Raw genomic sequence first — 26,496 nt, 5'->3', positions numbered from 1 at the left:
GACGAGCGCACCCGTGGGGATCGCCGCCCGGGCCCGGCGCCCGCCTCCCGGCCCGGCTCCCGCCGTCGGCCGGACCGCCCTGCCCCGAGCGCTGCGCACGCGACCTCCCCCGAACGACACCGGTGAGGTTCACCGGCTCCTCCGAGGCCCATGCTCGCCGTTCCCCGGGTGCCCGCAAGCGGAGCACCGCGCGGGCTCAGCCCCAGACGAGGCCGCGGGCCGGGTCCTCCAGCACCTTCGCGACGTCGGCGAGCACGCGCGCGCCGAGCTCGCCGTCGACGAGGCGGTGGTCGAAGCTCAGCGCGAGCTGCGTGACCCAGCGCTTCTTGATCTTGCCCTTGTGGACCCACGGCTGCTCGCGGATCGCGCCGAACGCGAGGATCGCGGCCTCGCCCGGGTTGAGGATCGGCGTCCCGGTATCGATGCCGAACACGCCGACGTTCGTGATCGTGATGGTGCCGTCGGACATGTCGGCGGGCGACGTGCGGCCCGCCCGCGCGGTCGCGGTGAGGTCCGCGATCTCGCCCGCGAGGCCGTGCAGGTCGAGCCGGTGCGCGTCCTTGATGTTCGGCACGACGAGCCCGCGCGGCGTCGCGGCGGCGATCCCCAGGTTCACGTAGTGCTTGTAGACGATCTCCTGCGCGGCGTCGTCCCAGCTCGCGTTGATCTCCGGGTGGCGGCGCACGGCGAGGAGCAGCGCCTTGGCGGTGACGAGCAGCGGGGTGACGCGCACGTCGGCGAACTCCCGGTCCTCGCGCAGGGTGTGCACGAGGCGCATGGTCTTGGTGACGTCGACCGTGTGGAACACCGTGACGTGCGGGGCGGTGAACGCGCTCGTCACCATCGCCTCGGCCGTGCGCTTGCGCACCGACTTCACGGGCACGCGCGTCTGGCGACCGTCCGGGGTGACGGCGCCCGACGCGAGCCACGGCTGGTCGTCGTCGGCGTACGTCGCGAGCGGCTTGGCCTTCGCCTGCTCGTGGTACGCCTGCACGTCCTCGCGCGTGACGATCCCGCCCGGGCCGGTGCCGGCGACGCTGGCGAGGTCGACCCCGAGGTCCTTGGCGAGCTTGCGCACCGGCGGCTTCGCCAGCACCGGCAGGTGCACGTGCCCGACGGCGGCGGGCGTCGGCGCGCTCGCCGCAGGCACGGCCGCGGGCGCCGGGGCAGGAGCCGGGACGACGGCGGCCGGGGCCGCGACCGGAGCGGCGGCCGGGGCCGCGTCCGGAGCGCGGCGGCGGCGACGGGCCGTGCCCGGCTCGACCGTCCCGTATCCCACGAGCACCGAGCCGGAGCCGCCGGCCGCGGCGGTCGCCCCGCCCTCCGACCCGGCACCCGGGGCGGGCGAGGCAGGAGCGGGAGCCGCGTCCGCGCCGTCGGGCACGACGCCGGCCGGCGCGGCGGGCGCCGGCGCGATGCCGGACGGGTCGGTGTCCACGACGATGATCGGCACGCCGACCTCGACCGTCGTCCCCTCGGGCGCGAGGATCTCCGTGACGACCCCCGTGTACGGCGACGGGAGCTCGACGAGCGACTTGGCCGTCTCGATCTCGACGATCGTCTGGTTGACCGTCACGGCGTCACCGACGGCGACGTGCCACTGCACGATCTCGGCCTCGGTGAGGCCCTCGCCCGCGTCGGGGAGGTTGAACTTCTCGAAGGTGGGCACTGCGTGGTCCTCCTGGTGGTCCCGGTCGGCGCTGTCGAGGTCGCGGCGGACGCGCGTCAGAACGCGAATGCGCGGTCGACGGCGTCGAGCACGCGGTCGAGGCTCGGCAGGTAGTCGTGCTCGATCTTGGCGACGGGGTACGGGGTGTGGAAGCCGCCGACGCGCAGCACCGGCGCCTCGAGCGAGTAGAAGCACTCCTCCGTCACGCGGGCCGCGACCTCGGCGCCCGAGCCCAGGTAGGCCGGGGCCTCGTGCACGACGACGCAGCGCCCGGTCCGGCGCACGGACTCCACCACGGTCACGGTGTCGAGCGGGGAGATGCTGCGCAGGTCCACGACCTCGACGCTGCGTCCCTCCTGCTCGGCCGCCGCGGCGGCGCGGAGCGCGGTCGCGACGGTCGGGCCGTACGCGACGAGGGTCAGGTCGGTGCCGGGGCGGACGACGCGCGCACGGTCCAGCACGGTCGCGCCCTCGCCGCGGCCGGAGACCTCGACGGGGCCCTTCTCCCAGTAACGGCCCTTGGGCTCGAAGAACAGCACGGGGTCGGGCGAGGCGATGGCCTCCTGGATCATCGTGTACGCGTCCTGCGGCGTGGACGGCGACACGACGCGCAACCCGGCGGTGTGCGCGAACAGCGCCTCGGGGCTCTCGCTGTGGTGCTCGACGGCGCCGATCCCGCCGCCGTACGGCACGCGGATCACGACGGGCACCTGGAGCTTCCCGCCCGAGCGGTAGCCCATCTTCGCGAGCTGCGTGGTGATCTGGTCGTACGCGGGGAAGATGAACCCGTCGAACTGGATCTCGCACACCGGCCGGTAGCCGCGCAGCGCGAGGCCGATCGCCGTGCCGAGGATGCCGGACTCCGCGAGCGGCGTGTCGACGACGCGGTCCTCGCCGAAGTCCTTCTGGAGCCCGTCGGTCACGCGGAACACGCCGCCGAGCGCGCCGATGTCCTCGCCCATGAGCAGGACCTTCGGGTCGGTCTCGAGCGACCGGCGCAGGCCCTCGTTGATCGCGCGGGCGAGGGTCAGGGTCTTGTTCTCGCTCATCGGGCCACCTCCGCGGCCGGCTCCTCGAAGGACTGCTGGTAGTCGGCGAACCACGCCTTCTCGCGCTCGACCACGGCGTTCGGCGTCGCGTAGACGTGGTCGAACATGGTCGACGGGTCGGGCGCGGCGAGCGCGCGCACCTCGTCGCGCAGCCGCTCGCCGAGCGCGTCGGCCTCGGCCGCGACGTCGGCGGCGAACGCGTCGTCCCACGCGCCCTCGGCGCGGAGCAGGTTCTCGAGCCGGTCGATCGGGTCGCGACGGCGCCAGTACTCCTCCTGGGCCCGCGAGCGGTACTTGGTCGGGTCGTCCGACGTCGTGTGCGCGCCCATGCGGTAGGTGAACGCCTCGACGAACGTCGGACCGCCGCCCGTGCGCGCCCGTTCGAGCGCCTCGGCCGTCACGGCGTAGCACGCGAGCACGTCGTTGCCGTCGACCCGCACGCTGGGCACGCCGAACCCGCCACCGCGGCGGTACAGGGGCACGCGCGACTGCTTGGTCGTCGGCTCGGAGATCGCCCACTGGTTGTTCTGGCAGAAGAAGACGACGGGCGCGTTGTTCACCGCGGCGAACACCAGCGCCTCGTTGACGTCGCCCTGCGACGTCGCGCCGTCGCCGAAGTACGTGACGACGGCCGTGTCGCGCTCCGGGTCCCCCGACCCGACGAGGCCGTCGCGCTGGACGCCCATCGCGTACCCGGTCGCGTGGAGCGTGTGCGACCCGATGACGAGCGTGTACAGGTGCACGTTGTGCTCCGTGGGGTCCCACCCGCCGTGGTCGACCCCGCGGAACAGGCGCAGGCGCGCCGTCGGGTCGATGCCGCGCACGTGCGAGACGCCGTGCTCGCGGTAGGACGGGAACACGTAGTCCTGCGGGGCGAGCGCACGGCCGGAGCCGATCTGCGCCGCCTCCTGGCCCTTCGCCTGCGCGAACAGGCCGAGCTCACCCTGGCGCTGGAGCGACGTCGCCTCGTCGTCGAAGCGGCGCGTGAGCACCATGTCGCGGTAGAGGCCGCGCAGGGCCGCGGCGTCGAGGTGGGCGACGCGCTCGCGGTAGCCGTCCGTCTCGGGGGTCGTGACGCGAGATCCGGCCGGCGTCACGAGCTGGAGCAGGGGGGCGTCGTCGGGACCGCCCGCGACGTCGGGGAGGTCGGGGGGCGTGCTCGCGCCGTCCCGCGCGGCGGTTCTCGCGTCGTTCTCGGTCACGCGACTCTCCTTCGGTGCGGCCCGGCCGTGCGGCCGGCCCGCTCGGGGGCAGGAGGCGCCCGGTCGGGGCGCCGTCGGAACCTACGTCTCCGTAGCCTACGCAAGCGTAGGCTACGACACCGTAGGTTCGGCTGCCGACGTGTCGCCCAAGATCCGCCGCGACAGGCTGTAGGGATCCTCCAATCCCCACCGGGCGGCCCCCGCGCCGACGGGGGCCCGCCCTACCTCGGGTACGCGCCGCCCGCGCGCAGCGCGTCGCGCTCGCGCAGCACCGGCCAGCGCGAGAACGCGAAGACGAGGAACATGACGACGTTGAGGATCGGCACCAGGCCCACGAGGATCCACCAGCCCGAGTAGCCGGCCTTCTGGATGATCCGGACGTAGGCGACGAGGAAGATCACCGCCAGCGCGACGTAGAGGACCAGCGCGGCGGTGCCGAAGGCCCAGCCGTACTCGTCGACGAGCTGGTCGGTATCGATGGAGTCCATGCTCGCGAGTGTTCTCGCGCCGTCGGCGCCCGGCAACAGGGACCGCTCGGCACGGGTCCGGGACGGACGGCCTCAGAGCCAGGTGGCGCTCACGCGCAGGAACAGGTCCGTCGCCTCCGGCTCGCCGACGCTCACGCGCAGCCCCTCGCCCGCGAACGGGCGCACGATCGCCCCGGCGGCGCGCGCCTCCTCGGCGCGCTGCGCGGTGCGCTCGCCCAGGTCGAACCACACGAAGTTCGCCTGCGACTCCGGCAGCACCCAGCCCTGGTCGCGCAGGCCCTCGACGAGGCGCGCGCGGTCGGCGACGAGGTGCTCGACCCGCTGCAGCAGCTCGTCGCGCGCCGCGAGCGACGCGATGGCCGCGCGCTGCGCGACGTGGGAGACGCCGAACGGCGTCGACACGGCGCGGATCCCCGCCGCGAGCCGCGGGCGCGCGACGGCGTAGCCCACGCGCAGTCCCGCCAGGCCGTACGCCTTGGAGAACGTGCGCAACAGCACGACGTTCGGGTGCTGCGCGTACACCGCGAGGCCGTCCGAGGCCTCGGGGTCGCGCACGAACTCCAGGTACGCCTCGTCGAGCACGACCAGCACGTCCGACGGCACCGCCGCGAGGAACGCGTCGAGCTCCTCGCGGTGCACGACCGGACCGGTCGGGTTGTTGGGCGTGCACACCATCACGACGCGCGTCCGCTCCGTGATCGCCGCGGCCATCGCGGGCAGGTCGAGCCGGCCGACGTCCGCCCCGGTCCGCAGCGGCACCTGGACCGACGTGCCGCCCGCGACCGCGACCGCGATCGGGTAGGCCTCGAACGAGCGCCACGGGTACACGACCTCGTCGCCCGGCTCGACGACCGTCTGCAGCACGTGCGCGAGCACCGCGACCGAGCCGTTGCCCACCACGACCTCGTCCGCGCCGACGCCCAGGTCGGCCGCGAGCGCCTCGGTGAGCTCGGTCGCGTACATGTCCGGGTAGCGGTTCACGTCCGCGGCCGCGTCGGCGATCGCGGCGACGACCGACGGCAGCGGCGGGTACGGGTTCTCGTTGGAGGAGAGCTTGAACGCCGCCGCGCCCGGGGCGACACGGGCGCCGGGGACGTAGGCCGGCAGCGCGGCGACGGCGGGACGCAGGGGGACGCGGGGTTCGTGGGCCACGGTCCTCGATCATGCCACCTGCCCGGCGCGGTCCCGCCGGGGCGCGGCCCGGCGCCGTGCCCGGGCGCCGCCCGGATGGCAGGATGCCCGGTATGAGCTTCGTCGTCCGCGTCCTCGTCACCGGCCTCGCGATCTGGCTCACGAGCCTGTTCATCGACGAGCACTTCCAGATCGTCGGGTCCGACACCGCCGGCGGGCAGGTCGTCATCATCCTCGTGGTGGCCCTGCTCTACTCGCTCGTGAACGCGATCATCAAGCCGATCGTGCAGATCCTGTCCATCCCGCTCTACATCCTCACGCTGGGGCTGTTCTCGCTGGTCGTCAACGCGCTCATGCTCATGCTCACCGCGTGGATCACGGAGCAGACGGACTGGGGCATCCGCATCATCGGCGGGTTCTGGTGGGCCCTGCTCGCGGCCCTGATCATCGGGCTCATCAACTTCGCCGTCTCGGCCGTCGTGCCCCGGGCCCAGGACCGCTGACCCCGGCCGCCTCGGTCCGCGGGACGGGCGCCGCTACCGCGCGTCGTCGTCGCCTCCCCCGCCGTCCGGGCCCGGCGCGGTGAGCTCACCGGCCCCCGGACTCCCCGTGAGCGCGGTCCCCGGCACCGCGGGCGACGGCGCCCCCGGCGCCGGCACCCCCGGCGTACCCGGGAACGGCGTGCCCGGGGCCCACGGGGGCGTGAGCGACCGCGGGACCGCCAGGTCCCCGATGCAGAACGTGGTGTCCGGGTCGGGCACCAGGCGCGCCTCGTAGACGAGCGGCTCCTCCGCCTGGCCGTCGAGCAGCCGCTCGACGTCGTCCAGGTGCTCCTCGAGGCCACGGTCGCCCACCTCGACGGCGGCGTCCAGGACCTCCTGGTGGAAGTGCACGCTGTGCGGCCACTCGAGCGACGGCCCGCCGCCCGGAGCCGGCAGGGTCCCCGTCACCGTGACCCTGTCGGGCGTCGCCCGGTTCTCCGCGCCGTCGAGGTCGGAGATCCCCTCGCCCTGGGTCTCGAGGTGCGTGCCCTTGACCCCCGGTGGGAGGGCGTGGCCGGCGACGGGCGAGCCCGCCGTCACGACGTGCCGCACGGAGTACGTCCCGACGGTCGCCGCCGCGACGGTCGCGGCGATCATGCCGCCCTGGCTGTGCCCCACGAGCACGACGTCGTCGTCCGGCCCGATCCCGGCCTGACGCATCGCCTCCAGCACGGCGCGGGTGCTGTCGGCCCGCGCCCGCACCGCCGGGTCGTCGTCCATGAGGTCGTAGTTGGACGTCATGGTGAAGACCGACCGGAGATTGCCGGGCTGCGTGCCGGGGATCGCGACCACCCACGTGGGGGTGCCGTCGTCCTTGACGATCCGCTGGACGCTGAGCGTCGAGTCCGTCGCGAGCGCCTCCACGGCGCCGAGCGCGGACCGCACGTCGGTGGGCGTCGGCAGGTCGCGTGGCGCGTCGACGAGCCGGACGTCGGGGTCGGGCAGGAAGCGGTCCCGCAGCGGCTGCGCGAGGCCGCGCAGCACCGACGCACCGTTGCCGACGGTCGGCATCCGGTGCCACGGGCGGTCGGCGTCGAGCAGGCCGATCGCCCGGCTCAGCGCACGGATCGTGGCAGGGTGCAGCGACTCTCCCGAGGTGACGACCCTCAGCGCGGACGGACGACCCTCCAGGAACGAGTGCAGGACCCCGACGGTCCCCAGGGAGAGGATGCCGATCAGCCCGGCGGCGGCGGCACCGACCGGGCTGAGGCCCCCGACGGCGAGGAGCGCGAGGTCCTGCCACAGTGCCGTCGCCGCGGCGTCCGCGTCGTCGTAGACGCGCACCGCATGCTCCAGGCGCGACGCGAGGACGCGCAGGCCCCGCTCCTGCTCCTGCGCGAGGCCGATCGCGAGGTCGAACGCCTCGAGCGCGGCCGCGCGCGCCGCACGCACCTCCACCGACCAGCACGGCGTGGCGTGGACGTCCCAGCCCGACGTGGCCGGGAACGGCGCCGGTGCCGCGAGGCGACCCGCGAACGACGTGGGGCTCGCGGTCGTCACGTCCACGGAGTCCCGCGCGGCTCGGAGCGCGGCCACGGTCCCGGCGACGAGGTCCGCCCGCGCACCGAGCGCCACCGCCTGCGCGACGACCGCCGCCGTCTCGACCGCGGTCGGCTCCGTCCCGCCGCGCACCACGACCACGGGTGCCGGGCGAGGGCCGCTCACGGCACCCCCGCCGCGGCGAGCTCGGCCCGGATCCTCGCCACCTCGGCCTCGGCGAGGACGGTGAGCGCGTCGAGGCGCAGGAGGCAGCTGTCGAGCAGCATGCCGAGCCGGAGCAGACCGGCGCGCCGCTCGGCGGCGGCATCGTCGTACGACGCGCGCGCGTGGCCCGCCCACGGCAGGTCCGGCGCGACGAGCGCGGCACCGGCCCGCGCGACGTCGTCCTGGGCGGTGAGGACCCGGGCCCGGGCGAGCGAGACGCCGAACGGCGCAGCGTCGCACGACGGGGGCGGCGGGGGCGACGAGGAGGACATGGCGGGGACCGTACGCAGGGCCTCGGCCCGGATGCCGCGGCCCCGTCCGCCGCTGTGGACGGGCCGCTCGGAAGACGGTCCTGGGGACGGCCACGCACCGCGCGGCGCCCACGGATCGCGCGCCGGCCCAGGACCGCGTGCCCGGACTGCGGGAGGCGCGGGCCGCCGTCGGGCACGCGTGGGAGAATCAGGGGCGTGCCCGAGAACCCTGCCGCAGACGCCCCTGCCCGCGTGTCGCTCGCCGAGGTGACCCCGCCGATCGCGCTCGGCCCGCTCGACGGGCGCTACCGCGCGGCCGTCGCACCGCTCGTCGACCACCTCAGCGAGGCCGCGCTCAACCGCGAGCGCATCCACGTCGAGGTCGAGTGGCTCATCACGCTGTGCAACGGCGTCCAGGCGGTCGACGAGAACGCGGTCCGCCCGGTCGTGACCGGCGCGCCCCAGCTCTCCGACGCCGAGGTCGCCTACCTGCGCCGCATCCCCGCGACGTTCGGTGGCGACGAGATCGCCGAGCTCGCCGCGATCGAGCGCGAGACGGTGCACGACGTCAAGGCGGTCGAGTACTTCGTCAAGCGCCGCCTCGCCGCGGCGCCCGACGCCCTGGGCGCGGACACCGTGCTCCCCGGCGTCGGCGAGCTCGTGCACTTCGCGTGCACGAGCGAGGACGTCAACAACCTGTCCTACGCGCTCATGGTGCGCGGCGCCGTCGAGCACGTGTGGCTGCCCGCCGCGACGGCGCTCGCCGACCAGCTCGCGGACATGGCGCGCGAGCACGCCGACGTGCCGATGCTCTCGCGCACGCACGGCCAGCCCGCGACGCCGACGACGCTCGGCAAGGAGCTCGCCGTCCTCGCGCACCGGCTGCGCCGCCAGCTCCGCCGGATCGGCGCGGCCGAGTACCTGGGCAAGCTCAACGGCGCGACGGGCACGTACGGCGCGCACACCGTCGCCGTCCCGGGCGTGGACTGGCCGTCGGTGTCGAAGCACTTCGTCGAGGGCCTGGGGCTCACGTGGAACCCGCTGACGACGCAGATCGAGTCGCACGACTGGCAGGCCGAGCTGTACGCCGACGTCGCGCGCTTCAACCGCATCCTCCACAACCTCGCGACCGACGTGTGGACGTACATCTCGCTCGGGTTCTTCACGCAGATCCCCGTGCCGGGCGCGACCGGGTCGTCGACCATGCCGCACAAGGTCAACCCCATCCGGTTCGAGAACGCCGAGGCCAACCTCGAGATCTCGTCCGCGCTGCTCGACACGCTCGGCGCCACGCTCGTCACCTCGCGCCTCCAGCGCGACCTCACGGACTCGACGACGCAGCGCAACGTCGGCCCCGCGTTCGGCCACTCGCTCCTCGCGATCGACAACGTGCGCCGCGGCCTCAAGGCCCTCGCCGCGAACGCCGACCTCATGGCGGCGGACCTCGACGAGAACTGGGAGGTGCTCGGCGAGCCCATCCAGTCGGCGATGCGCGCGGCGTCCGTCGCGGGCGTCCCCGGCATGGAGAACCCGTACGAGCGCCTCAAGGACCTCACGCGCGGCCAGCGCGTCGACGCCGCGCGCCTGCGCGAGTTCGTCGCCGGCCTCGGCCTTCCGGACGACGTAGCCCAGCGCCTCGCGAACCTCACCCCGGCGACGTACACGGGCCTGGCGGCCCGCCTGGTGTCGGAGTACCTGGACTGACCTGGCCTCCCACCGAGCACATGGTCGGCGTTCGGATCCTACAGATCTCGGCCGCCGACCCCGTGTTCATTCGGATGAATGCCTCTCCGAAAAGGGCACACGATCCATCGGCCAGAAGAGAAACGATTCGCACATTCAGGCCAACTCAGATCTGAACCTATGAGTTGTGGGTCCCCCAGCGCAGCCAGTACGCGAAATACGGGTCCGAGATATATAGGGTCGCCAATTCGTTGTCATAGTCCACAACCGGCTCACCTTCAATCTGCTCTCGGGCAATCTTTGCCATTTCCTCCAGAACACGTGTAATTTCGTGACGCTGAGGCGGGTCGTCGGCAAGGACCTCGCGAAGCGATCCACGCAATTGCTCGTAGGTGAGCGCAGTCAGCGGTCCGGTCTTGGCAATCCCACGCAACACGGCGCCGTAAATGTCAGTTTCCCCTCCGCCAGCAAGGCGACGAGGCTTCCGGTCAGAGCGCTGCCGCGGCCCACGCGCAAGCAAATCGAACGCCGCCTTGGAAGTATCCGGAGCCAGTCGAGAGAAAAACTGCTGCCACTCGGGGCTCGCAAGTTCAACTATCGAACTCGCGGTAACGGAGACGCCAGCGAGCTTGCAGATCTCACGGCAAAATTCTTGCATAAGATGTGGGCTCTGGAATGCTTCCGCGGCGAGACGATCGGTGATCTTGTCCACGTCTTGAACGTTGAGGGCCGTAAACCCGCGTTCGGAGATCTGGCGAAGATCCGCCTGGTCCCAGAATCCGACTTCTAGTTGGGCAACTCGCCCAGTCATCTCCTTCTCAACCCGCACAACATCGTACGCTCGATGGGGCACCGCCACGACGATAAGCGCCATCCCGTCGAATACCAGGTCCTTGAGACTGCGAATAATCTCAAGTTGAACCGGCGCCGGAACATAGTGGAAGTCGTCAATTACAACGGTTACCGACCACGGGTCCGTTCGGATGTGTTCGCGCGCAACACTCCGCGGCGCCCGCTGCCGCGTCCATGACTGACTGTGCGACCGTGTGGTGTCGTCGGAGCCGGCGAGCTGCGCACTGGCAACCCCAGCGCTAAGGCCCCCGGAACCCGACACGGTCTCGGTATGAGAGAGCTCGCCGGTAGTGGTCGTATCGGTGTAGAGGCCCAACTCGTCAGCCAGCACCTCCCAGAATTCGCTCGCTGACGAGATGGTGCCACCCGAGAGCCAGATCGCGTCTTGAATGCGGCTCCTCAAGAGCACGGTCTTGCCAGTCTTGGTTGGACCAGAGATCGACAACACCTTTCCGCGTTCAGCAAGGAAGTCGTCGATTCGCCGCTCAAGATTAAGTTCCTCGCGAGGAACGTAGGTAACCGTCGGCTTCCCGCCTGGAACAAACACCTTGCCAACAGGAAGTACAGGAATGGTGGCCACGAGCGCGACCTTATCATTACGCGCTTGACCTCGGGAGTCAGTGCGCCTGCGAATACTCCGGCAGGCGTCGCCCCCTGACCTGCGCCCGCCTCGGCGGGAGGTCGTCGTTGCCGCTCATCCCAGCACCGCCCCGCCGTCGGCGCGACCGGCCTGCGGCGGCGGGGCGACATGGCTCGCCGGGCCTCCTCCCGCTCGCCGTCTGGCACCGAGGCGCTCGAGCGCGCGGCGCGCCTGCGCCTCGGCGCGCTCGGCCTCGGCGGCGAGGCGCGTCCCGCCCTCCGAGGTGAGCCGGTAGTAGCGGCGCAGGCGCGACTCGACGACCTCCTCGCGGTCGACCTCGACGAGCCCGGCGGCGACGAGCCGGTCGATCGCGCCGTAGAGCGTCCCGGCACGCAGCGTCACGCGGCCGTCGGAGCTGGACTCGACGTCCTGCGCGATGCCGTACCCGTGCAGCGGACCGGCCGCGAGCGCGGACAGGACGAGGAACGCGGGTTCCTGGAGCGGTCTGGATGCCATGGCGACGACCATACCCTCGCGGCGAACCTATGGAGCACGACGCGCCGCAGCGCGAAACGTTTCGCACCCTCCCTGCGCTCCCCGACAGTCCCTACCGTGGCGGAGTCCTGACCCCGAGGCGACGGAGCCCCGAGCATGAGACCGACCTCCCCCACCCGACGACCCCGTGCGGCGACGCTCGTCGCCGCCGTCGCGACCCTCGCGACGCTGGGCGCCACGGCGACCGCCGGTGCGGCGCTCGCGACGACCCGCGCGGCCGCGCCCTCCGCGGCCTGCACGGTCGACTACCGCATCACGAGCGCGTGGTCCGGCGGCTTCCAGGCCGACGTCACGGTCACGAACCTCGGCGCCCCGCGCTCAGGCTGGGAGCTGGCCTGGGACCTGCCGACGGGCGAGAGCATCAGCCAGCTCTGGAACGGCACGCTCGGGCGCGACGGCGGCCGGGTCACCGTGGGCGACGTGGGCTGGAACGCGTCGCTCGCCACGGGCGGCAGCGCCTCGTTCGGCCTCGTGGGCACGGCCGCGTCCGCCCCGGCCGTGCCTGCGAGCTTCACGCTCGACGGCGTCGCGTGCGGCGGCGACGCCCCGCCCGACCCCACCGACCCGCCGGACCCCACCGACCCGCCCGAGACGCCGGACGACGTGACGTTCCACGTGGACGAGACGAACCAGGCGTGGGAGGCCTGGCGGGCGGCGTCGGGCACGGACCGGGACCTGCTCGCGAAGATCGCGCTCACGCCCCAGTCGACGTGGGTCACCGACGCGGACGCGCAGGTGTCGCGCGCGAAGGTCGCCGCGTTCACGAGCGCGGCCGCGGCCGAGGGAGCGACGCCGCTCCTGACGATCTACGCGATCCCCGGTCGCGACTGCGGCTCGCACTCGGGCGGCGGCACCGCCGAGGCGGCGTACCGGAGCTGGGTCCAGACGGTCGCGTCCGGCATCGTCGGCGAGCCGTGGGTCGTCCTGGAGCCCGACGCGCTCGCCCAGCTCGGCGACTGCTCCGGCCAGGGCGACCGCGTCGGCATGCTGCGCGACGCGGCGCGCATCCTGACCGACGCCGGAGCGCGCGTCTACATCGACGCGGGCCACTCCGCGTGGCTGAGCCCGGCGACCGCCGCGGCCCGCCTCCAGCAGGTGGGCCTCGACGACGCCGTCGGGTTCGCGCTCAACACGTCGAACTACCGCACGACGGCCGAGTCGCGCGCGTACGGCGAGCAGGTCGCGGCGCTGCTCGGCGGGGACGTGTCGTTCGTCGTCGACACGTCCCGCAACGGCAACGGGAGCAATGGTGAGTGGTGCAACCCCCGCGGTCGCGCGCTGGGCGACCCGCCACGCGCGGTCGACGACGGCACGCACCTGGACGCCCTGCTGTGGGTCAAGCTGCCCGGCGAGAGCGACGGGTCGTGCAACGGCGGGCCGCCCGCCGGTCAGTGGTGGCAGGACGTCGCGCTCGAGCTGGCCCGCAACGCGTCCTGGTGACCCGACGCCATCGAGCACGACCCTGCTCGCCCTCGAACACGACATTGCTGCCGTTATCGCCCGGATAACGGCAGCGATGTCGTGTTCGGCGTCTTCTGGGGGGGGCTAGCGCGGGTGCGCAGCGCGCACGGTTCGCCGGTTGGTGTGACGATCGTCTGTGCCGGGCCCGGCCCGGCACCATCGCCTCTCGCCGGAACTGGGGCCGCGCGAGAGGCAGGCCCGACGGCGCGTGGCTGCTGGGTGCGCCACGCGCCGTCGGGGGTGCCGGTCGTCGTCGAGCCGTCAGCGTCGAGCCGTCCGGGTCGGACGGCGCCGCGGAGGCGGCGCGCCGGAGATGGCACAGTGGGGGCGTGACGTCGCACGACCTCCCCCGCACCGACCCGCCCTCCCCCGAGCCCGCCGCGCTGCCGCCGCTGCGCACCGTCGGCTGGGTGAACGTCCGCGACGGGCGCCTGCTCGCCGTCCGCACGACGGGCAAGGACCGCTTCTTCATGCCGGGCGGCAAGGTCGAGCCCGGCGAGTCGGACGCCGAGGCGCTGGTGCGCGAGATCCACGAGGAGCTGGGGGTGCGCCTCGACCCGACGTCGGTCCGCCCCGGCTTCGTCGCCGAGGCGCCCGGGCACGGCCTCGGCGGGCGGGTCGTGCGCATGCACTGCATGTACGCCGAGCCGGCTCCCGGGTCGCCCGAGCCGGCACCGAACGCCGAGATCGCCGAGCTCGCGTGGCTGACCCCGGCCGACGCGCACCGCGTCCCGCCGGCGGGTCGGATCGTCCTCGACCGGCTCGCGGGGGTCCTCTCCGCCTGACCGCGCGCCGTGCTCGCGTGCCGCCACGCGCGCCCGATGGGTACCTCGCCCCATGAGCGGGACGAGACGCGGCGGCGCCCGCCCGCGTACGCTCCGGAGGCACGATCCGCAGCGACAGAGGGACGACCATGGGGTTCTACGGTGCCGACATCGGCGAGCTGCGCGCGCTCGCGCAGAGCCTCACGACGGCGTCCGAGGCGCTCACGACCACGCGGAGCACGCTGGACTCGACCGTGAGCGGGGCCCGCTGGGCCGGACCGGACGGCGACGAGCTGCGCGGCCGTTGGTCCGCCGAGCTGGGCCCGGCGCTGGCCGCCGCCACCGCGACGCTCCGGGACGCGGCGGACAAGGTCCGCAAGAACGCCGACCAGCAGGAGAGCGCCAGCTCCGACGGCACGGGCGGCAGCGGCGGCCCTGGTGGCGGGCCGGGCGGCGGGCCCGGTTCCGGGGGCGGGCCGGGCTCCGGCGGTGGGCCCGGTGGCGGCGGAGGCGACGCGTCGGGCGACGAGAGCCCCGGCGGCCCCAAGGTCACGGTGAAGGGCGACCACGAGTCCGGCACGGACAACGGGAGCCTGGGCAACCCGGCGACGGAGGGCACCGACGCGAAGGTCGGGTTCGGCGTGACCCACGACCCGGAGAGCGGCGAGACCACGTACTCGGGCAGCGGCTCGCTCTCCGACTGGATGAAGACGACGAACGGGTCGAAGATCTCGTTCGGCGTCAACGGCGGTGCGGAGTACACGGTCGGCGAGAAGTCGGAGGACGGCTTCACCACGTACACGTCCAAGTCCGACGTCTCGATCGGCGTCGAGGGCGGCGTCGACAAGGGCGGCACGGGCGTCAGCGGCGGGTACACGACCGGCGTCACGTCCGCGTACACGGTGAAGGTGCCCGACGGCGCGGGCGTCACCGACCCCGGGAGCATCAACCCGTTCGACCCGCGGAGCATGCCGGTCGGCTCGTCCGTCACGATGGACGGCGGCAGCTACGCGGAGACCGAGCTCAACGCGGCGTTCCGCCACATCGCCGTCGAGTCGTCCGTCAAGGACGCGAGCGGCGTGACGAGCCTCATCGAGCGCACGGGCGACGACACGGTGCGCGTCACCGCGGGCCCCACCGAGGCCATCGCGAACCACGCGGGCCTCGGTCTCGACTTCGACGCCGTGAAGGTCATGCTCGGCAACACGACGTCGCTCGACGGCGCGTCGCTGCGCAGCGCCGAGTTCGACCTGTCCACCCCGGAGGGCCAGGCCGCGTACGACAGGTATCTCGTCACCGGCGAGATCCCCGCCGACGCGTCGACCGGGATCTCCGGCACCACGAAGATCGAGCGGGTCGAGTTCGACTCGACGTCGACCGTCGGCTTCGACACCCCCGTCGGCGGGGCCGAGTGGGAGATCGGCAAGAACACGGGCTCGCTCGTCGCGACGACCAACCCCGACGGCAGCACGGAGCAGCTCCTCACCGCGACGTACGGCGACCGCGGCGACTTCCGCATGTCGCAGGCCTTCGACGCGTCGGGGACCGAGGACGTGTCCGCACGGACGTACTCGTTCGACGTCACGGCCGACGACATGTCGTCGCAGTACTTCAACACGAAGGAGTTCTCGGGCTTCTCCCCGTCGAGCGAGGTGTCGTCCGGCCAGCAGGTGACGATGACGCTCACGGAGTCGCAGATGAACCGCCTCGCGGACAGCGTGCGCACGGCGGTCGAGAACGACAGCCTGGGCATGCAGACGCGCATGATCGTCACGGACTACGACATGAAGCCGATCACCGACCCGTACCAGCTCGCGACCAGCCTCGCCCGCGCCGCGGACTCCGACCTCGAGCTCGTCATGATGATCTCCGAGATCAACGCGGCGGGCGACGGTTCCGCGACCGACCGCTCGGCGGCCCGGTTCCCCGGCACGGTCACGGTCGGCCACTGATCGGTCGCGGGTCCGGGCACCCGGGCCTCCCGTCGGCGTAGTGTCGCGGGGTGGGTGCCGCGCCGTTCCTCGCCGCGACGCTGCCGGTCCTGGACCTCGCGGTCGCGTCGGTCGTCGCCGTGCGCGACGCCGCGGCGCGCGCGGGCGGGTTCGACGTCGGCCCGCCCCCTGACCCGGAGCGCGTCGCCGCGGCGTTCGCGAGCGACCGGCTGCTCCGCGTCGACGGCGCCCCGGTGGACGGCTTCGCGCCGCTCTCGGGCTTCTTCCGGACCGCGGACGGCTGGGTCCGCACGCACGCGAACTACGCACACCACCGCGCGCGTCTGCTCGCCCTCCTCGACCTGCCCGCGACGGCCGACGGGGCTGCGGCGCGCGACGCCGTCGTGAGCGCCCTCGCGGACCGCTCGGCCCAGGACGTCGAGGACCGCGCCGCGGAGACCGGCGCGATCGCCGTGCGCGTCCGCAGCGAGGACGCGTGGCGCGCCACCCCGCCGGGCCGGGCGACGGCGTCGGGGCCACCGGTGCGCACGGCCGCGCGCGAGGACGCCGCGCCCGCGCGCCCGCTCGGGTCCGGGCCGCGCCCGCTCGCCGGGGTCCGGGTGCTCGACCTCACGCGCGTCATCGCGGGCCCGGTCGCGACGCGCACGCTCGCCCTGCTCGGCGCGGACGTGCTGCGCCTGGACCCACCGGGTCTGCCCGAGATCGAGGTCCAGCACCTCGACACGGGGCAGGGCAAGCGGTCGGCGCTGCTCGACCTCGCGACACGCGACGGCCTCGCCCGCGCCCAGCGGCTGCTCGACGAAGCCGACGTGCTCGTGACCGGGTACCGTCCGGGCGCGGTCGAGTCGTTCGGCCTGCGGCTCCCGCCCGGCGCCGTGCACGCGCGCGTCACCGCGTGGGGCGACGACGGCCCGTGGGCCGGTCGGCGGGGCTTCGACTCGATCGTCCAGGCGGTGAGCGGGATCGCGCTCGTGGAGGGGTCGCGGGACGGCACCGCGTGCGCGCCCGAGGACGCCGCCCCGGGCGCCCTGCCCGCCCAGGCGCTCGACCACGCGACGGGCTACCTCGTCGCGGCCGCCGTCGTCGACGCGCTCGCCGACCGCGCGAGCGACGGCCGCGGGCGCGCGGTCGACGGCGCGCTCGCTCGGACGGCCCGCGCCCTGCTCGCCGCCCCGGGCCGCGACCCCGCGCACGACGCTCCGCGCACTCCCGGCCCGCGCTGCGTCGTCGCGCACCCCGCGCGCCTGGACGGCCGGGACGTCGTGGCGACGACGACGCGCCCCGCGCTCGACCACCTCGCGGGCGGCCCTGTCGACGACTACCCCGCCCCCGCCCGCCCGTGGGGTGCGGACGAGCCGCGGTGGACGGCGTGAGCGTCCAGCCCGACGTCGCGGTCCACCTGCGGCGGGCGCGCGACCACATGGACGCGCACTTCACGGAACCGCTCACCCTCGCCGGGGTCGCCGCGGTCGCGGGCTACTCGCCGTTCCACTTCGCGCGCGCGTTCGCGGCCGCGTTCGGCACGAGCCCGATGGCCTACCTCGCCACACGCCGCGTCGAGCGCGCGAAGACCCTGCTGCGCACCGCGAACCTCACCGTGACCGAGGTCTGCCACGCCGTGGGCTTCACGAGCCTCGGGACGTTCTCCGCGCGCTTCCGCGCGATCGTCGGCGTCACCCCGACGGCCTACCGGGACGAGCACGCCCGCGCCGGCGGTCCGCCCGTCCCCGGGTGCTTCGCGCTCGCGTGGGGCCGGCCGCAGCCGGTGCCCCGGCCGGCGTCGGGCTCCGCACGATCGGAGAAGCAGGACCAGGGCGGCGCGTCGTAGCGTCGAGGACGACGGCCGGCGAGGCCGTCGGCCCCGCGCCGGCAGTCGGCGCCCCGAGAGGAGAACCCGTGCTCACGCTGTCCCACACCACCGTGTTCGTGCTCGACCAGGACTCCGCCAAGGAGTTCTACACGACCGTGCTCGGCTTCGAGCTGCGCGACGACTTCTCGATGGGCGCGGAGTTCGAGGGCGGTGGCGCGGGCTTCCGCTGGCTCACGGTCGGGCCGCAGGGCGACCCGACGCGCACGATCATCCTGGCCGACTGCGCCATGGGCCGGGACCCCGAGTCCGCGGCACAGCTCCGGTCGCTGGTCGCCAAGGGGTCGATGGGGGCGGGTGTCCTCCAGACCGACGACTGCGAGGCCACCTACCGCGACCTCGTCGCGAAGGGCGTGACGTTCCGCCAGCCGCCCGCGCACCGCCCCTACGGCGTGGAGGCCGTCTTCGTCGACGACTCCGGCAACTGGTTCAGCCTCACCGAGCCGAGGTCTGCCGCCGCCGGCTGACGGGGCCCGGGCCGGACCCGGCCGAGGAGGACCCCGAGGCTCCGCGCGGGCGAGGTCAGCTGTGGTCGAGACGGCGCAGGATCGCGCCCTCGCGCAGCGCCCAGGGGCAGATCTCGACCTCGTCGACGCCGAGCGCGCGCATCGTCTCGACCGCGACCACCCCGCCCGCGACGATCTGGAACGTGCGCTCGGGCGTGATGCCGGGCAACGCGGTGCGGCCCTCGGCCGTGATGCGCGCGAGCCGCGGCACCCAGTCGGCGAGCTGCGAGCGTCGCATGCGCCACCGGTCGTCGGGGCCGACGGCCTCGGTCTGCATGCCTGCGAGCCGCGCGAGCGAGCGGAACGTCTTGGACGTCGCGACGACGTGGTCGGGCCGCGGGAGCCGGGCGAACTGCGCGACGGCGGGGGCGAGCGTCGCGCGCACGTGCTCGCGCAGCGCCTCGACGTGCTCGGGCGCGGGCGGGTCGTCGGGCAGGAAGCCCATCGTCATGCGCCCGGCGCCGAGCGGGAGGGAGACGGCGAGGTCGGGCTCCTCGTCGACGCCCGACGCGATCTCGAGCGACCCGCCCCCGATGTCGAGGACGAGCAGGCGGCCCGCGGCCCAGCCGTGCCAGCGGCGCGCCGCGAGGAACGTCAGGCGCGACTCGTCCTCGCCCGAGAGCACGCGCACCGGCTGGCCGACGCGCTCGCCGATCGCGGCGAGCACCTCGGGACCGTTGGTCGCGTCGCGCAGCGCCGACGTCGCCATCGGCAGCATCTCGTCGACGGCGGACTCGCGCGCGAGCGCCATCGCGTCGTCGACCGCGGTGAGCATCGCGGCGACTCCCTCGGGCGACAGCGACCCGTCCGGCCGGAGGTAGCGCATGATGCGCACGACCGTGCGCGCACCCGCCGCCTGCACGGGGCGTGCCGCGTACGCGGCGTCCACGACGGCGAGGTGCACGGTGTTCGAGCCGATGTCGAGGACGCCCAGGCGCGTGGTGGTGCTCACCCGCCGAAGCCTAGCGGCGCGGCGAGGGCCGCCGCCGGGCGGGGTGCCCGACGACGGCCCTCGTGCGGGAGCGCGAGCGCTCCCCTGTCGCGACCGGACCGCGGGTCAGCCGCAGTCGAGCGCCTCGTACGCCACGTCGACCTGGGACGTGGTCCCGTCCGCGGCGACGACGGTCACGGTGGCCGTGCCCGCCGCGACAGACGTGGTGCGCGTCGTGAACGACTGGTAGGCGTTCTTGCCCGGCTGCACGTGCCGGACCGTCCGCTCGCCGAACGGCGTCGAGAGCGTCACGTCGACGGGCTCGTCGGCCGTGCTGGTCGCGCGGACCGCGACGAACGCCCGACCACCAAGGCAGCGCGCGCTCGCCTCGACCTCGACCGGCGCGGGCGGGGCGGCCGCGGAGACCGACGGGATGCGATCGGCGGCCGCGGTGCCCCACGTGAGGCCCGCGCTCGTGTCGGAGAGGTCGAAGTCGAGCGTGCCGCCGTCCTGCAGCGCCGCGACGTCGAGCCACGCGGCGGTGTGCGCGACGCCGTCGACGTCCAGACCGGCGACGTAGCTCGGGAGCTTCTCGTTCGCACCCGCCGCGTCGATCCGGAGCGTCGCCCCGGCGTCGGTCGTGAGCGTCGCGGCCTGCACCTTGGGCGCGTTGAGCGCGAGGATCCCGGAGCCGGGCATGACGGGCTCGAACCCCAGGGACGCCATGACGTACCAGGCCGCGAGCGTGCCGAGGTCGTCGTTCCCGACGCCGCCGCCCGGGGTGTCCGGGAAGCGGTTGAGGTTCGCGGCGAGCACGTCGTTCGTCTTCCACGGCTGGCCCACGTAGCCGTAGAGCCAGGCGTTCATGATCGTCGGCTCGTTGCCGGGGTTATAGCGGGTCGTCGTGTAGTAGGAGCTGCCCCCCTTGGCCCACGTGCTCGGCGAGACGCCGGGGTTCGCGGCGAGCGCCGGCTGGTCGAAGTAGTAGTCGAGGCGCTCGACGAACCCGTCCTCGCCGCCCATGACCTCCTGGAGGCCGGAGACGTCCTGCGGCACCATCCACTGGTACTGCCACGGCACGCCCTCGTGGAAGCCGGAGCGCGTGACGTCGGTCAGCTCGGGCAGCGTGACGAACTCGCCCGTCGGGCGCTTCGCGTTGACCATGCCCTGGAAGCCGCCGGAGAGCTCGACGTCCGGGTTCCAGAGGTTGCGCCAGTTGCGCCCCTTGTCGAGGAACGCCTGGCCACCCTCGCGGCCCGTGCGCTCCGCCGCGGCACCGAGGCTCGCGTCGGCGAGGGCGAGCTCGAGCGTGGCCGAGCCGCCGTGGCGGTACTCCTCGAACTGGCCACCGAGGCCGCCCTCGTTCTCGGGGTAGAACGGCACGTGGCCGTGCTCGGCGTAGAACTCGGTGCTGCGCCGCCCGACGGACGCGACGTCGTCCGGCGGAGTGGTCGTGGCGTTCTCCACGAGGTAGTCCCACAGCTCGTCGGCGATGTCGTCGGGGACCGTGCCGAGCGCGAAGTTCTCCGCGAGCCACGGCGTGACGGGGTCGCCCGCCATGATGTTGGTCTCCAGCGCGCCGAGCGACCAGCGCGGCAGCCAGCCGCCCTCGACGCGGTGCTGGTACATCGAGCGCACGATGTCCTGCGCGCGCTCGGGCAGCAGGAGTGCGTGCAGCGTCGCCTGCGTGCGGTACGTGTCCCAGAGCGAGAAGTTCTGGTAGTAGTCCCAGCCGTCGGCCTGGTGGACCTCGAGGTCCATGCCGCGGTACCGGCCGTCGACGTCGCTGCCGATCGTCGGCGAGAGCAGCGTCTTGTAGAGCTGGGTGTAGAAGATCCGGCGCTGGTCGGGCGACGCGTCGATCGCGGCACGGCCCAGCTCGGCGTTCCACGCGTCGCGCGCCTCCTCGCGCACGGTGTCGAACGCGACCTGGCCGCCCTCGACCGTGGCCTCGGCCTCGCGGTTGGCGCGCGCGCCGTCGACGCTCACGAACGACACGCCCACGCTCACCTCGACGTCGCGGTCGGTCGTGGTGTCGAACACCGCGACGGCGCCGTTGTTGCCGCCCGCGACCTCGCTCGTCGTGGACCCCGCGACGTACCGCGCGTCGGCGCCCCACGTGCCGCTCGACGCGACCGGGCGGTCGAACGTCGCGCTGAAGAAGTACCGCTGCTTGTCCGGCGTGCCGCCGCAGAAGCCGCCGTTGTCGACCCAGCCCTCGAGCGTGCGGTCGTCGACCCACGTCACCGAGCTCGCGCCGGCGTCGCGCAGCGTCTGGCCCACGTTGAACGACAGGTGCGACGTCGTCGAGGCGGGGAACGTGTAGCGGTGCGCGCCGACGCGCGTGGTCGCGCTGAGCTCGGCGTGCACGTCGTTCGCGAGCGTCACCTCGTAGAACCCGGCGGACGCGTGCTCGGTGTTCTTCTGATCCTTGATCGCGATGAAGGAGCGCGACGTGCGCGGGGTCGCGCTCGTGTCCGGCGTGACGAGCAGCTCGCCCGCCGCGGGGCAGCCCGCGCTGTTCACGTGCCGGTGGCTGAAGCCCCACACGCGCCCCGCGTTCGTGCTGTACGACGTCGAGGCGTAGGAGTTCGTGTTGTCCGGGCTGAGCTGGACCATGCCGAACGGCACGGTCGCGCCCGGGTAGGCGTTGCCCTCGCTCTCGGTGCCGACGAACGGGTTGACCTCGAGCGTGAGGTCGTCGCCCGCGGCGGCGGTGACGGCGCCGTCGCCGGCGGGGGCGGCGCCCGCGGCGGCGGGCAGCAGCGTGCCCGGCGCGACGGCGAGCGCGAGCCCGGCGGCGAGCAGGGCGAGTCGTGGTCGTCTCATGCCATGTCCTCTTCGACGTGCGACCGGGCTGCGTCGCCCGGGGCGCCCCGGGTCCGCCGGCCAGGTGCCGCCCGGGCCGCTCGTGGCGGGGCGACGGTGCTCCTGGTCGACGACGGGCGTCCGCCGGTCACTCTCTCCCGCGTATGACTGCGCTGTCAATTGCATGCCCGGGCGAACGACCAGGTCGAGCGTGGAGGGCGCAGCGCGCCGAACCCGGGGTGGCTCCTCAGCGGGCGGCGGGTGCGGGGAGAGATCCCGGGCTCGTCGGCCGCGCCGGCGCTGCCGCCTCGTCGGCGAGGGCCTGGGCGTCCGCGACGACGGCGCGCTCCTCCGCCTGCGCGGCCGCGACGGCCTCGGCGCGGGCCTCGACGATCGCGCGGTGCAGGTCGGCGTGGACACGACGGCGCACGTCGCGCGCGAGCTCGTCGGCCTCGTCCGGCTCGACCGGGTCGCCGTCCGCCTCGCGCAGCGCGACGACGTCGGCCACCTCGAGCGCGATGCGCCGCTCCGCGTCGGCGAGCAGCGCGACGACCGCGGTGTCCGCCGCGCGGCCGAGCCGCGTCTCCTCGAACGCGCGCGTCGCGTCGTCCACGATCGCACGCGCCTGGACGACGAGCTCCGACGCGATCGACGGCGAGTGCGCCGCGAGCGTCGCGAGGTCGTAGAGCAGCACGCCCTCGACGTCCGCGACGCGCGGGTCGACGTCGCGGTGCAGCGCGAGGTCGAGCACCACGGTCGGACGGGCCGCGGGCTCGTCCCCCGCGCGGACCGCCGCGCGCTCGCGCGCCCGGACCACGGCGGCGGCGTCGAGCACGTGCTCGATGGCCTGCTCGCGGCGGTCGCCGCCCCCTCCCGGACGCGCGACGCCGTCGGCCGGCGCCCGCCCGCGCGCGCCGCTGCACGACACGACGAGATCCGCGTCCTCGAGCGCGGCGACGAGGTCGGTGACCGCCTCCACGCCGCGCGCGGCGGCGAACTCCTCGGCACGGCCGGACTGCGAGTAGACGCGCACGTCGTCGCAGCCGAGCGCCCGCAGCGCCGCGAGGCTCGCGCCCGCGTACGACCCCGTCCCGATGAGGACGGCCCGCACCTGGTGCCACGGCGGCAGCTCGGCCCCCGCGAGGTCGAGGCCCAGCGCGACGACGGAGCGGCCCGCGCCGCCGAGCGTCGTCTGCGTGCTGACCCTCTTGGACGTGCGCGACGCCGTCTGGAACAGGAGCTCGAGGGTCGAGGAGGTCACGCCGTCGGCGTGCGCGGTCTCCAGGGCGCGCTTCACCTGGCCCGCGATCTCGCGCTCGCCCACGACCATCGAGTCCAGCCCCGACGCGACGGCGAACAGGTGCTCGGCGACCTCGGTCCCGGCGCGCGTGCGGAACGAGGCGAGCGCCTCGGCCGGCTCGACGCCCGACGCGTCGGCGACCATGCGCGCGACGTGCTCGGTCGCGTGCTGCACGCCCGTCCCGTCGAGGGGCGCGTCCACGTCGAGGTACAGCTCGAACCGGTTGCACGTCGCGAGGACGACGGCACCGGTGATCACGTCGCACGCCGCGACCGCGGAGCCGCCGATCGAGTGCGCCCCGGTGGAGAGTCGCTCCAGGGCGTCGAGGTCGAGCTCGTGGTGGCTGGCCGTGAGGGAGAGAAGAGCCACAGTGCCTCCGATTTAATCATTCCACCGGGAGGGAGGCAGAATCGGTAGCTGTGATTCCTGTCGCCCTTTCCCCGGGCCATCCCCTGACCGACGGCCGCACGGACCGTTCGCCGCTCGTGCAGGCCCTGCGCGCGGGCACGACGGGAAATCGCCCGGAAATCACACCCGTGTGGTTCATGCGGCAAGCCGGCCGCTCGCTGCCCGAGTACCGCGCCGCCCGCGAGGGCGTGAGCATGCTCGACTCGTGCCTGCGCCCCGACCTCGCGTCGGAGATCACGCTCCAGCCGGTGCGCCGCCACGGCGTCGACGCGGGGATCTTCTTCTCCGACATCGTCGTGCCGCTGCGTCTCGCGGGCGTCGAGGTCGACATCGTGCCGGGCGTCGGGCCGGTCATGGGCCAGGCGTACCGGACGCCCGACGACGTCGCGCGCCTCGTGGAGACCGAGCTCACCGAGGAGTCGCTCGCCCCGGTCCGCGAGGCCGTCGCGCTGACCGTCGACGCGCTCGGCACGACGCCGCTCATCGGGTTCGCGGGCGCGCCGTTCACGCTCGCCGCCTACCTCGTCGAGGGACGGCCGTCGCGCGACCACCTCGCCGCGCGCGCCCTGCTGCGCGGCGACCCGGAGACGTGGCAGCGCCTCGTCGACTGGGCCGCCGACCTCACCGGCACGTTCCTGCGCGCCCAGGTGCGGGCGGGCGCGAGCGCCGCCCAGCTCTTCGACTCGTGGGCAGGCTCGCTCTCGCGCGCCGACTACGCGGCGGGCGCCGCCCCGGCGAGCACGCGCGCGCTGACGCACGTCGCCGACCTCGGCGTGCCGGTCGTGCACTTCGGCACCGGCACGGAGCACCTGCTCCCCACGATGCGCGACGCCGTCACCGCGGCCGGGGTGCGCGACGTCGCCGTGGGCGTCGACTACCGCACGCCGCTCGACGACGCCGCCCGGCTCCTCGGCGAGGGCCACGACCCCGTCCCCGTCCAGGGCAACATCGACCCCGCGCTCCTCGCCGCGCCGTGGGACGTGCTCGAGGCGCACGTGCGCGACGTCGTGCGGCGCGGGCGCACCGCGCCCGGGCACGTGGTGAACCTCGGGCACGGCGTCCCGCCGGACACCGACCCGGACGTCCTCACGCGTGTCGTCGACCTGGTCCACGCGCTCGGCGCAGACTGGACGGGACAGGACGACGCGCACGAGGAGGCGACCCGACGGTGAGCACCGAGCCGACGACGTCCCGCACCTCCCCCGGGACCGTCCCCGAGGGGGTGGACGCGATCGTCGTCGGCGCGGGGGTCGCGGGGCTCGCCGCCGCCCTGTCCCTGCGCGAGCAGGGGTTGCGCGTCGTCGTGCTGGAGGCCGCGGACGTCCCCGGCGGGCCCGTCCGCGGCGGCGACCTGCCCGGGCTCGACGGCGTCCGCGTCGATCTGGGGGCCGAGTCCTTCGCGGCCCGCGGCACGGCCGTCGGCGACCTGGTCGCCGCGCTCGGCCTCGACGTCGTCGAGCCGTCGGGGGACGGCGCCTGGGGCTACGCCGCGGGCCGCGCCTACCCCCTGCCGCGCGCCGGCGTCCTCGGGATCCCCGCCCACCCGTGGTCCCGCGACGTGCGCCGCGCGGTCGGCGTCGGCGGGGCGCTGCGCGCGAGCCTCGACCGCGTCCTGCCTCGCCGCCTCACCGACCTGCGCACGCTCGAGACGTTCGCGCGCTCGCGCATGGGGACGCGCGTCACGGAGCGGCTCGTCGCGCCCGTCGCGGCCGGGGTGCACTCGGCCCCGCTCGACCGGCTGGACGTCGCCGCGGTCGCGCCGGGGCTCCGCGAGGCGTTCGAGCGCGAGGGGTCGCTCGCGCGGGCCGTCGCGTCGCTGCGCGCGCTCGCCCCGGCCGGCTCGGCCGTCCGCGGGATCGACGGCGGCATGCACCGGCTCGTCGAGGAGCTCGCGGCGGACGCCGACGTGCGGCTGCGCCACGAGGTCACGGAGATCGCCCGGAGGGACCCGGACCGCGGGCGTTCCGGCGGCGACGCGCCCTCCGGCTCCTGGGTCGTCCGCGCGCAGACGCCGGACGGGCCCGTCGAGCTCGCCGCGCCGCGCCTGGTCGTGACGACCCCGGCGCTCGTGGACGCGCTCGGCCCTCTCGTCGGCACCGCGGCGGACCTGCTGCCCGACCCGGAGCCCGGCGCGGACGTCCGCCTCGTCACGCTCCTGCTCCGCGCCCCCGAGCTCGACGACGCGCCGCGCGGGACCGGGCTGCTCGTCGCCCCGCCGCACCGCGACGCCGGGCGGGCCGCGCCGCCGTCGGACGTCGAGGCGAAGGCCCTGACGCACTCGACGGCGAAGTGGCCGTGGCTGCGCGAGCGCGTGCGCGCCGCCGTCGGACCGGGCCACCACGTGGTGCGCCTCAGCTACGGACGCATCGGCGCGACGACGGAGCCCGACCTCGACCGCGTCGTCGCCGACGCGTCACGGCTGTTCGGCGTGGACCTGCACGGCCGCGTGCTCGGGCACGTCGTGACGCGCTGGAACGGCGCGCTGCCCCCGCCCACCCCCGCGTACCGCCGCGAGGTCGCGGCGTTCGTCGAGCGGGTCGACGCCGTCCCCGGGCTCGGCGTGACGGGTGGCTGGATCGCCGGCACGGGGCTTGCGGCGATCGTCGCGCACGCCCAGGAATGCGCCCGGGGCCTCGCCGTCCTCGACTGAGGCAATCCTTACCGGAATCCCGAGAAATGCGGCGTCAAATGCGCTCGCGAATTGTCCTGACATCGTGTCCGGAAGTTCCTGACCGCGCGTCAGGACCACGTCACTCCCGCACGTATTCCCGGCAGCGTGACGTGCGCATTTCC

Annotated in this window: 22 protein-coding genes; 10 read left to right on the top strand and 12 right to left on the bottom strand. The window is 74.3% G+C overall.

What is annotated here, in order from left to right; all coding sequences use genetic code 11:
• Positions 1-196: 196 nt before the first annotated feature.
• The 5 genes from ABWU78_RS10500 to hisC all read right to left on the bottom strand — a co-directional run bounded on the left by ABWU78_RS10500 (position 197) and on the right by hisC (position 5,560).
• Positions 197-1,669 carry a dihydrolipoamide acetyltransferase family protein gene (locus ABWU78_RS10500; RefSeq protein ID WP_439158305.1) on the bottom strand — a complete coding sequence of 491 codons (1,473 nt, stop codon included), beginning with the start codon at positions 1,667-1,669 and terminating at the stop codon, positions 197-199.
• 56 nt (positions 1,670-1,725) lie between these two features.
• Positions 1,726-2,718: an alpha-ketoacid dehydrogenase subunit beta gene (locus ABWU78_RS10495; RefSeq protein WP_353707208.1), complete on the bottom strand. Its 993-nt coding sequence runs from the start codon at positions 2,716-2,718 to the stop codon at positions 1,726-1,728.
• On the bottom strand, positions 2,715-3,827 hold the full coding sequence (pdhA, locus tag ABWU78_RS10490; RefSeq protein WP_353709555.1) for a pyruvate dehydrogenase (acetyl-transferring) E1 component subunit alpha: 1,113 nt from the start codon (positions 3,825-3,827) through the stop codon (positions 2,715-2,717). Before pdhA ends, ABWU78_RS10495 begins: the two co-directional genes overlap by 4 nt.
• A 314-nt stretch (positions 3,828-4,141) precedes the next feature.
• Positions 4,142-4,408, bottom strand: coding sequence for a DUF805 domain-containing protein (locus ABWU78_RS10485; protein WP_353707207.1), 267 nt, complete (start codon positions 4,406-4,408; stop codon positions 4,142-4,144).
• Positions 4,409-4,480: 72 nt separating this feature from the next.
• A complete protein-coding gene (gene hisC, locus ABWU78_RS10480) occupies positions 4,481-5,560 on the bottom strand; it encodes a histidinol-phosphate transaminase (RefSeq protein WP_439158304.1) in 1,080 nt (359 codons plus the stop codon).
• Positions 5,561-5,652: 92 nt separating this feature from the next.
• Between hisC and ABWU78_RS10475 the strand changes: the two genes are divergently transcribed.
• Positions 5,653-6,042, top strand: a complete 390-nt coding sequence (locus ABWU78_RS10475; protein ID WP_253052101.1) for a phage holin family protein — start codon at positions 5,653-5,655, stop codon at positions 6,040-6,042.
• A 33-nt stretch (positions 6,043-6,075) separates the two neighbouring features.
• Here ABWU78_RS10475 and ABWU78_RS10470 read toward each other — a convergent pair whose 3' ends face one another.
• Complete coding sequence (locus ABWU78_RS10470) at positions 6,076-7,746, bottom strand: PGAP1-like alpha/beta domain-containing protein (RefSeq protein ID WP_439158303.1); 1,671 nt, start codon at positions 7,744-7,746, stop codon at positions 6,076-6,078.
• The gene (locus ABWU78_RS10465; RefSeq protein WP_439158302.1) at positions 7,743-8,057 is read right to left on the bottom strand and encodes a hypothetical protein; all 315 of its coding nucleotides are present in this window, start codon (positions 8,055-8,057) and stop codon (positions 7,743-7,745) included. Before ABWU78_RS10465 ends, ABWU78_RS10470 begins: the two co-directional genes overlap by 4 nt.
• A gap of 186 nt (positions 8,058-8,243) precedes the next feature.
• Here ABWU78_RS10465 and purB point away from each other — a divergent pair, with 186 nt between their 5' ends.
• The gene (gene purB, locus ABWU78_RS10460; protein ID WP_439158319.1) at positions 8,244-9,740 is read left to right on the top strand and encodes an adenylosuccinate lyase; all 1,497 of its coding nucleotides are present in this window, start codon (positions 8,244-8,246) and stop codon (positions 9,738-9,740) included.
• Between the two features lie 157 nt (positions 9,741-9,897).
• Here the strand turns inward: purB and ABWU78_RS10455 are convergent, their stop codons facing one another.
• Positions 9,898-11,151: a hypothetical protein gene (locus ABWU78_RS10455; protein WP_439158301.1), complete on the bottom strand. Its 1,254-nt coding sequence runs from the start codon at positions 11,149-11,151 to the stop codon at positions 9,898-9,900.
• Positions 11,152-11,265: 114 nt separating this feature from the next.
• On the bottom strand, positions 11,266-11,667 hold the full coding sequence (locus ABWU78_RS10450; protein WP_439158300.1) for a PadR family transcriptional regulator: 402 nt from the start codon (positions 11,665-11,667) through the stop codon (positions 11,266-11,268).
• A gap of 135 nt (positions 11,668-11,802) precedes the next feature.
• Here ABWU78_RS10450 and ABWU78_RS10445 point away from each other — a divergent pair, with 135 nt between their 5' ends.
• From ABWU78_RS10445 to ABWU78_RS10420, 6 genes are all read left to right on the top strand, one after another.
• Complete coding sequence (locus ABWU78_RS10445) at positions 11,803-13,146, top strand: glycoside hydrolase family 6 protein (RefSeq protein WP_439158299.1); 1,344 nt, start codon at positions 11,803-11,805, stop codon at positions 13,144-13,146.
• A gap of 350 nt (positions 13,147-13,496) precedes the next feature.
• The gene (locus tag ABWU78_RS10440) at positions 13,497-13,952 is read left to right on the top strand and encodes an NUDIX hydrolase (protein WP_253052089.1); all 456 of its coding nucleotides are present in this window, start codon (positions 13,497-13,499) and stop codon (positions 13,950-13,952) included.
• A gap of 128 nt (positions 13,953-14,080) precedes the next feature.
• Complete coding sequence (locus tag ABWU78_RS10435; protein WP_439158298.1) at positions 14,081-15,883, top strand: hypothetical protein; 1,803 nt, start codon at positions 14,081-14,083, stop codon at positions 15,881-15,883.
• A 50-nt stretch (positions 15,884-15,933) separates the two neighbouring features.
• Positions 15,934-17,256 (top strand): CoA transferase, encoded by a 1,323-nt coding sequence (locus tag ABWU78_RS10430; protein WP_439158297.1) that lies wholly within the window; start codon positions 15,934-15,936, stop codon positions 17,254-17,256.
• Complete coding sequence (locus ABWU78_RS10425) at positions 17,253-17,711, top strand: helix-turn-helix transcriptional regulator (protein ID WP_439158296.1); 459 nt, start codon at positions 17,253-17,255, stop codon at positions 17,709-17,711. Before ABWU78_RS10430 ends, ABWU78_RS10425 begins: the two co-directional genes overlap by 4 nt.
• A gap of 68 nt (positions 17,712-17,779) precedes the next feature.
• The gene (locus tag ABWU78_RS10420) at positions 17,780-18,217 is read left to right on the top strand and encodes a VOC family protein (RefSeq protein WP_253052081.1); all 438 of its coding nucleotides are present in this window, start codon (positions 17,780-17,782) and stop codon (positions 18,215-18,217) included.
• A gap of 55 nt (positions 18,218-18,272) precedes the next feature.
• Here ABWU78_RS10420 and ABWU78_RS10415 read toward each other — a convergent pair whose 3' ends face one another.
• The 3 genes from ABWU78_RS10415 to ABWU78_RS10405 form a co-directional block, all read right to left on the bottom strand.
• Entirely contained in the window at positions 18,273-19,208 is a 936-nt protein-coding gene (locus tag ABWU78_RS10415; protein WP_253052079.1) for a Ppx/GppA phosphatase family protein, read from the bottom strand.
• 105 nt (positions 19,209-19,313) lie between these two features.
• On the bottom strand, positions 19,314-22,016 hold the full coding sequence (locus ABWU78_RS10410; RefSeq protein ID WP_439158295.1) for a GH92 family glycosyl hydrolase: 2,703 nt from the start codon (positions 22,014-22,016) through the stop codon (positions 19,314-19,316).
• Positions 22,017-22,242: 226 nt separating this feature from the next.
• The gene (locus ABWU78_RS10405) at positions 22,243-23,664 is read right to left on the bottom strand and encodes a glutamyl-tRNA reductase (RefSeq protein WP_253052075.1); all 1,422 of its coding nucleotides are present in this window, start codon (positions 23,662-23,664) and stop codon (positions 22,243-22,245) included.
• Between the two features lie 50 nt (positions 23,665-23,714).
• Between ABWU78_RS10405 and hemE the strand changes: the two genes are divergently transcribed.
• Positions 23,715-24,875: a uroporphyrinogen decarboxylase gene (hemE, locus tag ABWU78_RS10400; protein ID WP_439158294.1), complete on the top strand. Its 1,161-nt coding sequence runs from the start codon at positions 23,715-23,717 to the stop codon at positions 24,873-24,875.
• The gene (locus ABWU78_RS10395; protein ID WP_439158293.1) at positions 24,872-26,353 is read left to right on the top strand and encodes a protoporphyrinogen/coproporphyrinogen oxidase; all 1,482 of its coding nucleotides are present in this window, start codon (positions 24,872-24,874) and stop codon (positions 26,351-26,353) included. Before hemE ends, ABWU78_RS10395 begins: the two co-directional genes overlap by 4 nt.
• Positions 26,354-26,496: the final 143 nt, after the last annotated feature.

This window comes from Cellulosimicrobium sp. CpK407 (assembly GCF_051844275.1).
Taxonomy (GTDB): Bacteria; Actinomycetota; Actinomycetes; order Actinomycetales; family Cellulomonadaceae; genus Cellulosimicrobium; species Cellulosimicrobium cellulans_G.
This window is presented reverse-complemented; position numbering and strand designations above follow the sequence as displayed.

Excerpts from the sequence above, each read along its gene's own strand:
- ABWU78_RS10495 (WP_353707208.1), bottom strand. The coding sequence starts at position 2,718 with ATGAGCGAGAACAAGACCCTGACCCTCGCCCGCGCGATCAACGAGGGC.
- ABWU78_RS10465 (WP_439158302.1), bottom strand. The coding sequence starts at position 8,057 with ATGTCCTCCTCGTCGCCCCCGCCGCCCCCGTCGTGCGACGCTGCGCCG.
- ABWU78_RS10410 (WP_439158295.1), bottom strand. The coding sequence starts at position 22,016 with ATGAGACGACCACGACTCGCCCTGCTCGCCGCCGGGCTCGCGCTCGCC.
- ABWU78_RS10435 (WP_439158298.1), top strand. The coding sequence starts at position 14,081 with ATGGGGTTCTACGGTGCCGACATCGGCGAGCTGCGCGCGCTCGCGCAG.
- ABWU78_RS10475 (WP_253052101.1), top strand. The coding sequence starts at position 5,653 with ATGAGCTTCGTCGTCCGCGTCCTCGTCACCGGCCTCGCGATCTGGCTC.
- ABWU78_RS10485 (WP_353707207.1), bottom strand. The coding sequence starts at position 4,408 with ATGGACTCCATCGATACCGACCAGCTCGTCGACGAGTACGGCTGGGCC.
- ABWU78_RS10445 (WP_439158299.1), top strand. The coding sequence starts at position 11,803 with ATGAGACCGACCTCCCCCACCCGACGACCCCGTGCGGCGACGCTCGTC.
- ABWU78_RS10450 (WP_439158300.1), bottom strand. The coding sequence starts at position 11,667 with ATGGCATCCAGACCGCTCCAGGAACCCGCGTTCCTCGTCCTGTCCGCG.